Raw genomic sequence first — 8,547 nt, 5'->3', positions numbered from 1 at the left:
CCACCCCCCTTCTGCACCCAGCTTTGGGCCAAAAAACCCCCCCCCCCCCCCCCCCCCCCCCCCCCGGGGTTGGCGCCGCCGGGGGGGGGGGGGGGCTCCCGGCCGCAGGCCCCCGCGCGCGCCTACAGCCCCCGTACGGTGACCCCCTCCGCCGGGTTGCCCGCCTCGTCCTCCACCACCACCGCGTCCCCCACCCACCGCACCGTGTACCGCTCCACCTCACCCGGCTCGAAGCCCGGTCCCGGATCCCGGATCACCACCCCGCCCCCCGTACGACCCCGCGCCGGCGCCCAGACCTCCAGCTCCACCCCGCCGCCGGACCGGGCGCGCACCGGCAGTACCGCCCCCGCCCGCGCCAGCACCGGGATCCGGCCCTGCGGAGCCTCCAGCAGGATCTGGCCCGGGCCCTCGTACGCCACCCCCGTCGCCGTGTCGTACCAGCGCCCCCGCGGCAGCCGCACCGCCCGCCGATCCGCGCCGCACTCCAGCACCGGCGCCACCAACAGCGCGTCTCCCAGCAGGAAGGTGTCCTCGCAGTCCCGCAGCCGCCGCTCCTCCGGCGTCCCCCACCACACCGGCCGCACGTACGGCGCGCCCGTCCGCCGCGCCAGATGTGCCAGCGTCACGAAGTACGGCCGCAGCCGCTCCCGCTCCGCCATCACCGCCCCGGCCTGCTCCGCCACCTCCGGCCCGAACTCCCACGGCTCCCGCCGCCCCGCCCAGATCGCCGAGTGGGTCCGGAACAGCGGTAGGTAGGCGCCCAGTTGCAGCCACCGCACGTACAACTCCGGCGACGGCGACCCCCCGAACCCGCCGACGTCCGGACCCGAATACGGCACCCCGCACAGCCCGAGCCCCAACACCAGCGCGAGGGAGGCCCGCAGCCCCTCCCAGCTCGACTCCACATCCCCCGACCACGTGCCCCCGTAGCGCTGCATCCCGGCCCACCCCGACCGCGAGAACAGGAACGGCCGCTCCGCCGGCCGCAGCCGCACCAGCCCCTCCCACCCCGCCCGCGCCATCCCCAGCGCGTACACGTTGTGCCCCTCGCGGTGGTCACCCCCCGCCCCGTCCAGCGCGTGCCGCGCCGACCTCGGCAGCGTCGTGTCACCGAACGGCGCAAAGGAAACCGGCTCGTTCATGTCGTGCCAGAAACCGGCGAAGCCCTGCGCGAGCCGCTCCTCGTACAACCCTCCCCACCACTCCCGCACCACCGGATCCGTGAAATCCGGGTACGCGCACTCGCCCGGCCACACCTCACCGCGCACCTCCCCGCCCCGCGCGTCCCGCACGAACGCCCCGCCCGCCCCCACCGTCAGCCCCGCCGCGTGCACCCCGTCACCCGCCTTCACCGCCGGGTCCACGATCGACACGAGCCGTACCCCGATCCCCTCCAACTCCCGCGACAGCTCCGGCAGATCCGGGAACCGCCCCTCGTCCACCGTGAACACCCGATGCCCGTCGTAGTGATCGATGTCCAGGTGTACGGCCGACAGCGCGAGCCCGCGCGACGCGTACCCCGCCACCACCCGCCGCACCTCCTCCGCGCTCCCGAACCCCCACCGCGCGTGCTGGTACCCCAACGCCCACTCCGGCGGCACCGCCGCCGCACCCGTCAGCCCCGACCACCCCTGCAGCACCCGCGCCGGCGTCCCCACCAGCACCCAGCACCGCAGCGGCCCGCCCTCCATCCGCAGCTCGGTCACCCCCGGCCGATCCGCCCCCGAACCCGCGCCCTCCTCACCCTCGCGCAGCACCACCCGCCCGTCCCACGAGTTGTCGTGGAACACCAGATGCGTCCCCGCGTCCGCGACCACCATCTGCACCGGCATGGTCAGGTACAGCGGATCGACCCCCGGCCCGAAACCCCCCTTCGGATCCGTGTTCCACAGCCGGTACGCCCCGTCCCGCAAACGCGGCCCCGCCGCCCGCCCGCCCAGCCCGAAGAACCGCGCGTCCGCCGGTACCTCGCTCCGCTGCAACCACCGCGCCGCGCCCATCCGCGGATCCACCGGCTCCCACCACCGGGGCGGCGCCTCCCGCCGCAGCACCGTCCCGCCCGGCGTACGCACCTCCAACGCCCCGTGCCGCGACACCGCCACCGTCACCCGCTCCGACACCACCCGCCAGCCACCCCCGGTGTCCGGCTCCAGCACGGCCCGCGGATCCGGCTCGGGACCCTCGCCGACCACCGCGTACGAGGGCGTCGGCCCGGCCCCGTCCCAGCTCCAGAAGACCGCGCCGCCCACCATCACCCGGACCAGCAGCTCGGAGCGCGCGAACCGCAGCACACCCCCGCCCGGCCGGGCCTCCGTACCGGTCAGCAGCCCCGGCACGCGCGCCCGCTCCGCGCCCCGGCGCGGCAGGCCCACCGCGTCCGAGCGCCGGTGGCGCCAGGCCGCGCGCCAGGCGCGCCGACCGCGCTCCGTACCGATGTCCTTCACCGCACGTACCAGATCACGACCGTTCATGCCGCTCACCCTGCCACCGGCCCCCGGCCGAGGGGACGGCGTTCAACTGTCGTTCACCCGGCAGCGGCACCCCGGTGCCGATCCCCCGACCCGCCAGGGCGACCCTGGTGCAGCGGACGATCACATGGCATCGTCCCTGTGAGCCGCCGCGCCCACACCTCCGCGCGCCGGCGCCGTACGCACACGAAGCGCGAGCCGCAGACTTGACCGGGAGCCGACCCATGACCTCAGCCACGCAGCCGGAACCCCTCTGGGCGCCGGGCCCCGACCGGATCGCCGCGGCCCGGATCACCGCCTTCCAGGCCTGGGCCGCCGAGCGCCACGGAGCCCCGGCCGACGGCGGCTACCCCGCCCTGCACCGCTGGTCCGTCGACGAGCTCGACACCTTCTGGCAGGCCGTCGCCGAGTGGTTCGACGTCCGCTTCACCACCCCGTACGAGTCCGTCCTCGCCGACCGCTCCATGCCCGGCGCACGCTGGTTCACCGGAGCCACCCTCAACTACGCCGAGCACGCCCTGCGCGCCGCCGAGGACCCGGCGCGCGCCGGTGACCCCGCCCTGCTGTACGTCGACGAGACCCACGAGGTCGTCCCCGTCAGCTGGGCCGAGCTCCGCCGCCAGGTCGGGTCGCTCGCCGCCGAACTGCGCGCCCTCGGCGTACGCCCCGGCGACCGGATCAGCGGCTACCTCCCCAACATCCCCGAAGCCGCGGTCGCCCTCCTCGCCACCGCCGCCGTCGGCGGGGTCTGGACCTCCTGCGCCCCCGACTTCGGCGCCCGCAGCGTCCTCGACCGCTTCCAGCAGGTCGAGCCGGTCGTCCTGTTCACCGTGGACGGCTACCGCTACGGCGGCAAGGAGCACGACCGCCGCGAGACCGTCGCCGAACTCCGCGCCGACCTCCCGTCCCTGCGCGCCGTCGTCCACATCCCGCTCCTGGGCACGCCCGCCCCCGCCGGCGCCCTCGAATGGTCCGCCCTGACCTCGGGCGACACCGAGCCCGTCTTCGAGCCGGTCCCCTTCGACCACCCGCTCTGGGTCCTGTACTCCTCCGGTACGACCGGCCTCCCCAAGGCCATCGTCCAGTCCCAGGGCGGCATCCTCCTCGAACACCTCAAGCAGCTCGGCCTGCACTGCGACCTCGGCCCCGAGGACCGGTTCTTCTGGTACACCTCGACCGGCTGGATGATGTGGAACTTCCTCGTCTCCGGCCTGCTCACGGGTACGACCGTCGTCCTCTACGACGGCAGCCCCGGCCACCCCGACACCGGCGCCCAGTGGCGCATCGCCGAGCGGACGAAGGCCACCCTCTACGGCACCTCCGCCGCCTACGTCATGGCCTGCCGCAAGGCCGAGGTCCACCCGTCCCGCGACTTCGACCTCTCCGCCGTCAAGTGCGTGGCCACCACCGGCTCCCCGCTGCCGCCCGACGGCTTCCGCTGGCTCCACGACGAGGTCGCCGAAGACCTCTGGATCGCCTCCGTCAGCGGCGGCACCGACGTGTGCAGCTGCTTCGCGGGCGCCGTCCCCACCCTCCCCGTCCACATCGGCGAACTCCAGGCCGCCTGCCTCGGCACCGACCTCCAGGCCTGGGACCCCTCCGGCAAGCCCGTCGTCGGCGAGGTCGGCGAGCTCGTCGTCACCAACCCCATGCCGTCCATGCCGATCCACTTCTGGAACGACCCCGACGGCAGCCGCTACCACGACAGCTACTTCGAGATGTTCCCGGGCGTCTGGCGCCACGGTGACTGGATCACCCTCACCGACCACGGCTCGGTGATCATCCACGGCCGCTCCGACTCCACCCTCAACCGGCAGGGCGTCCGGATGGGCTCCGCCGACATCTACGAGGCGGTCGAACGCCTCCCCGAGATCAAGGAATCCCTGGTCATCGGCCTGGAGGAGCCGAACGGCGGCTACTGGATGCCGCTCTTCGTCCACCTCGCGCCCGGAGCGACCCTCGACGACGACCTGCGGGCCCGGATCAAGGCGACCATCCGCGAGGAACTCTCCCCGCGCCACGTCCCCGACGAGATCATGGAAGTCCCCGGCATCCCGCACACCCTCACCGGCAAGCGCATCGAGGTCCCGGTCAAGCGTCTCCTGCAGGGTGCGCCGCTCGCCAAGGCCGTCAACCCGGGCTCCGTCGACAACCTCGACCTCCTCCCCTTCTACGAGGAGCTGGCCCGCACCCGCACCCGCACCCACGGCTGAGGCCACTGTCAGTGGCGATGATTACTCTGAGTGAGCAAGTGATCGCGATACTCAGGGGGAGTCATGCCACGCAAGAACGACACCGGCGCGCCCACGGGCACGCACCGGACCCGCACCACCGACCGGCGCCGCCTGCTGCGCCGCGAGGTCCCCGGCACCGTCGGCCTCCTGGCCGACGCCGGGGACTTCGCGGCCATGTGCGGCTACGGGAGTTTCGGCTTCGACCATCACGCCGACTACGCCGACTACCTCCACCACGTGGACGGCCTGCTGAGGTCCCTCGCGGCCCAGGGCATCCACATCACCGTCGCCCTGTTCGACCCCGAGGAGTACGCCGAGTTCTGCGGGGAGTCCGGCCTCGACCCGGACACCGTCGAAGCCCGAGCCCGTTTCAACGCCGAGCTCGCCGGCAGCGGCGCTCTCCTGCCCTACAGCGGCCAGCCGATCGACGAGCTCGTCCCACTCCTCGTCGACGAGGCCGTCCGCCAGGCCACCTGGGAGTACGCCACCGGCGTCCTCGCCGAGGTCGGACACTGCGCGGACTGCGGCGAGGACATCGGCCACGCCTCCTTCGACCGGGCCACCGACGCGCTCAAACGCCTCGTGGCCGGCGCCGGACCCGGCCACCACCACTTCGTCTGCAGCATCCCGACCGAGGCACAGCAACTCGTCGCGGTCCTGCACGCCGACACCACCGACAACTCGGACGCACCGCCGCGCGTCGACGCCCGGGAAGGCCTCGACTTCGTGACGGTCCTCGCCGCCGGACTCGCCCTCGGAGGCCCCGGAGGACTGGTGGTACGCACGACAGGGTCGGGCAGCCGGGACCGGGTCCACGGCTGGCGCCTGGACCGAGGCCGGCTCACCGCCCTGTCGGCGGCGGCCGTCTTCGACGCCTACTGCACCGACGCCGACACCGGAGAGCCGGTCGCCCCCGAATCGGGCGTCGAATACTGCCCGGGCTACGAGGTGGACGCACCCGGCCCGCACCACTGACCGGTCCCGGACGGACCGAGGGGTCCTCGCCACCGGCGAGGACCCCTCGGAACGAACACCGCACCGTGCGGCCGGCGGCTACTCGCCGGACAGCACCGCCTGAGCGGCCACACGGGCCTCCTCGGCGCTGTCCGACGCACGCGCCGCCGCAGCGGCGCGCTCGCACTGGGCCAGCGTGTACTTGGCGAGCGTCGCCCGCACATAAGGAATCGAAGCGGCACCCATCGACAGAGAGGTGACACCCAGACCGGTCAGCACACAGGCCAGCAGCGGATCGGAAGCGGCCTCGCCGCAGACACCGCAGCTCTTGCCCTCGGCCTTGGCGGCATCCGCCGACATGGCGATCAGGTCGAGCAGCGCCGGCTGCCACGGGTCCTGGAGCCGCGAGACGGCGCCGACCTGGCGGTCGGCGGCGAAAGCGTACTGGGCCAGGTCGTTCGTGCCCAGCGACAGGAACTCGACCTCCTGCAGGATGGAGCGCGCCCGCAGTGCGGCGGAGGGGATCTCCACCATCGCGCCGAACTTCGCCTTCAGACCGGCCTCCCGGCAGGCGTCGGCGAAAGCCTTGGCGTCGATCCGGTCGGCGACCATCGGCGCCATGACCTCGAGATAGACCGGGAGCCCCTCGGCCGCCTTGGCCAGCGCGGTGAGCTGCGTACGCAGCACATCCGGGTGGTCCAGCAGCGAGCGCAGCCCGCGCACACCCAGCGCGGGGTTGGGCTCGTCGCCCGGCGTCAGGAAGTCCAGCGGCTTGTCGGCGCCCGCGTCGAGCACCCGCACCACGACACGGCCCTCGGGGAAGGCTTCGAGCACCTTGCGGTAGGACTCGACCTGCTTCTCCTCGGACGGCGCCTTCTTGCTGTCGTCCAGGAACAGGAACTCGGTGCGGAACAGACCCACACCCTCCGCCCCGGCCTCGACGGCCGCCGGCACGTCCGCCGGACCGCCGACATTGGCCAGCAGCGGCACCTTGTGACCGTCGGAGGTCGCACCCGGACCGGACGACGCGGCCAGCGCCGCCTTGCGCTCGGCGGCCGCGGCCTCCAGCTCGGTCCGCTTCTGCGGCGACGGTTCCACGAACAGGTCGCCGGTGCTGCCGTCCACCGCGATCACGGTCCCCTCGGCGATCTCTCCGGCACCCGGCAGTGCCACGATCGCCGGCACGCCCAGCGCCCGCGCGAGGATGGCGCTGTGGCTGGTCGGCCCGCCCTCCTCGGTCACGAAACCGAGGACGAGCGCCGGGTCGAGCAGCGCCGTGTCGGCGGGAGCCAGGTCCCGGGCGATCAGCACGTACGGCTCGTCGCTGTCGGGCACACCTGGCATCGGCACACCCAGCAGCCGCGCCACGATGCGGTTGCGTACGTCGTCCAGGTCGGCCACCCTGCCGGCCATGTACTCGCCGGCCCCCGCGAGCAGGTCGCGGTAGGCGGCGAACGCGTCGTACACGCCCCGCTCCGCGGTGCTGCCGACGGCGATCCGCCGGTCGACGTCCGCCATCAGCTCGGGGTCCTCGGCGATCATCGCCTGGGCCTCGAGCACGTGCTGGGCCTCGCCACCGGCCAGCTGGCCACGCGCGATCAGATCGGCCGCCACGGCACTCACGGCCTGACGGGCGCGCCCCTGTTCGCGCGCCGCCTCGTCCGCGGTGATCTGTCGGGCCGGCGGCTCCAGAACCGCCGTGCCCATGTGCCGCACCTCGCCGATCGCCACTCCGTGACTCACGCCGACGCCTCGCAGCGTTGTCTCCATTTCACCCGTCTCCGATTGAGCGGCGGGCCGAGCCGCCGCGATGGATATCCGACTCGCCCGTACAGGCGGAGTTCTCACTGCCAGCTGAACAGAGCGTCGTCAGCCTTCACGTCGCCGGATTCGACGACGTCGGAGAGGGATTCGACGGTTGCCTCGAGTGCCACGACCGGGCAGATCGGAGACTTGCCGGCCGCCTCGACAGCAGCGGGGTTCCAGCGGATGACGGCCTGGCCACGGGTCACGGTGTCGCCCTTGTTCACGAGGAGCTCGAAGCCCTCGCCGTTGAGCTGAACCGTGTCGATCCCGAGGTGCGTGAGGACACCGTGACCCTCGCCGTCGACGACCACGTACGCGTGCGGGTGCAGGGAGACGACCACACCGTCGACGGGGGACACCGCCTCCGACGGCTCACGCACGGGATCAATAGCGGTGCCCGGTCCCACCATCGCGCCGGAGAACACCGGATCGGGCACTGCCGCGAGTCCGATGGCGCGTCCGGCAAGTGGGGACGTCACGCTGGTCATGGGGGCCTCCCAGGGGTGGGGCTCTTCGTGTCGCCGTCACTGCCTGTCGCGAACGGCGTACTCTTCTGAAGGATATGGCACAAGATGTTCGGGTTCGCCCGATGTTGGTCCAGGTCCGAGCGCCCCCGTTGGCAGGGAGACTAGTGGACTAGACCGGTGGACTAGACCATACGCCTGAATCGATTTGCTTGGGCACCCCCAGAGCTGTACTGTCGTGACTCCCGCCAGGACGCCTCGTGTGAACTTCTCGCGAACGGCCGATGGACGGGACTCCTCCTCATCAGCATCGATCTTGATCCCACCCTTCTTTTCGTATGCCTATTCGGTAATGCGGCGAGTGGTCAGGGAGATGGAAAACCACTGATAGAGTCGGAACCGCTGGAAAGGGAAAACGCGAAAGCGAATACCTGGAAAGCGCCGAGGAAGTCGGACACGAAAGAGTCTGATAGAGTCGGAAGCGCAAGAACAGAACGAAAGCCCGGAGGAAAGCCCCAGCGGATGTCGCGAGGGTGAGTACGAAGGAAGCGTCCGTTCCTTGAGAACTCAACAGCGTGCCAAAAATCAACGCCAGAAGTTGATACCCCGTCCACTTCGGTG

Annotated in this window: 6 protein-coding genes; 2 read left to right on the top strand and 4 right to left on the bottom strand. The window is 72.2% G+C overall.

Translation table 11 applies throughout. The features are described from left to right. Positions 1–122: 122 nt before the first annotated feature. Positions 123–2,471, bottom strand: a complete 2,349-nt coding sequence (locus ACGFYY_RS42005) for a TIM-barrel domain-containing protein (protein ID WP_393717863.1) — start codon at positions 2,469–2,471, stop codon at positions 123–125. 221 nt (positions 2,472–2,692) lie between these two features. On the opposite strand from ACGFYY_RS42005, the gene ACGFYY_RS42000 reads away from it, so the two are divergent. Further along, complete coding sequence (locus tag ACGFYY_RS42000) at positions 2,693–4,681, top strand: acetoacetate--CoA ligase (protein ID WP_393717861.1); 1,989 nt, start codon at positions 2,693–2,695, stop codon at positions 4,679–4,681. A gap of 63 nt (positions 4,682–4,744) precedes the next feature. Next, positions 4,745–5,677 carry a hypothetical protein gene (locus tag ACGFYY_RS41995; RefSeq protein ID WP_393717859.1) on the top strand — a complete coding sequence of 311 codons (933 nt, stop codon included), beginning with the start codon at positions 4,745–4,747 and terminating at the stop codon, positions 5,675–5,677. Between the two features lie 78 nt (positions 5,678–5,755). Here the strand turns inward: ACGFYY_RS41995 and ptsP are convergent, their stop codons facing one another. From ptsP to ACGFYY_RS41980, 3 genes are all read right to left on the bottom strand, one after another. Next, entirely contained in the window at positions 5,756–7,426 is a 1,671-nt protein-coding gene (ptsP, locus tag ACGFYY_RS41990) for a phosphoenolpyruvate--protein phosphotransferase (RefSeq protein ID WP_393717857.1), read from the bottom strand. Positions 7,427–7,500: 74 nt separating this feature from the next. Then, a complete protein-coding gene (locus ACGFYY_RS41985) occupies positions 7,501–7,950 on the bottom strand; it encodes a PTS glucose transporter subunit IIA (RefSeq protein WP_393717855.1) in 450 nt (149 codons plus the stop codon). Between the two features lie 341 nt (positions 7,951–8,291). Beyond that, on the bottom strand, positions 8,292–8,547 hold a 256-nt coding region (locus ACGFYY_RS41980; RefSeq protein WP_393717853.1), incomplete at its 5' end, for a hypothetical protein.

Origin of the sequence: Streptomyces sp. NPDC048331 (assembly GCF_043201215.1) — a bacterium.
Lineage (GTDB): Bacteria > Actinomycetota > Actinomycetes > Streptomycetales > Streptomycetaceae > Streptomyces.
This window is presented reverse-complemented; position numbering and strand designations above follow the sequence as displayed.

What these genes read in the sequence shown, in the direction of transcription:
- ACGFYY_RS42005 (WP_393717863.1), bottom strand. Translation starts at nt 2,471, where the DNA reads ATGAACGGTCGTGATCTGGTACGTGCGGTGAAGGACATCGGTACGGAG.
- ACGFYY_RS42000 (WP_393717861.1), top strand. Translation starts at nt 2,693, where the DNA reads ATGACCTCAGCCACGCAGCCGGAACCCCTCTGGGCGCCGGGCCCCGAC.
- ACGFYY_RS41995 (WP_393717859.1), top strand. Translation starts at nt 4,745, where the DNA reads ATGCCACGCAAGAACGACACCGGCGCGCCCACGGGCACGCACCGGACC.
- ptsP (WP_393717857.1), bottom strand. Translation starts at nt 7,426, where the DNA reads ATGGAGACAACGCTGCGAGGCGTCGGCGTGAGTCACGGAGTGGCGATC.
- ACGFYY_RS41985 (WP_393717855.1), bottom strand. Translation starts at nt 7,950, where the DNA reads ATGACCAGCGTGACGTCCCCACTTGCCGGACGCGCCATCGGACTCGCG.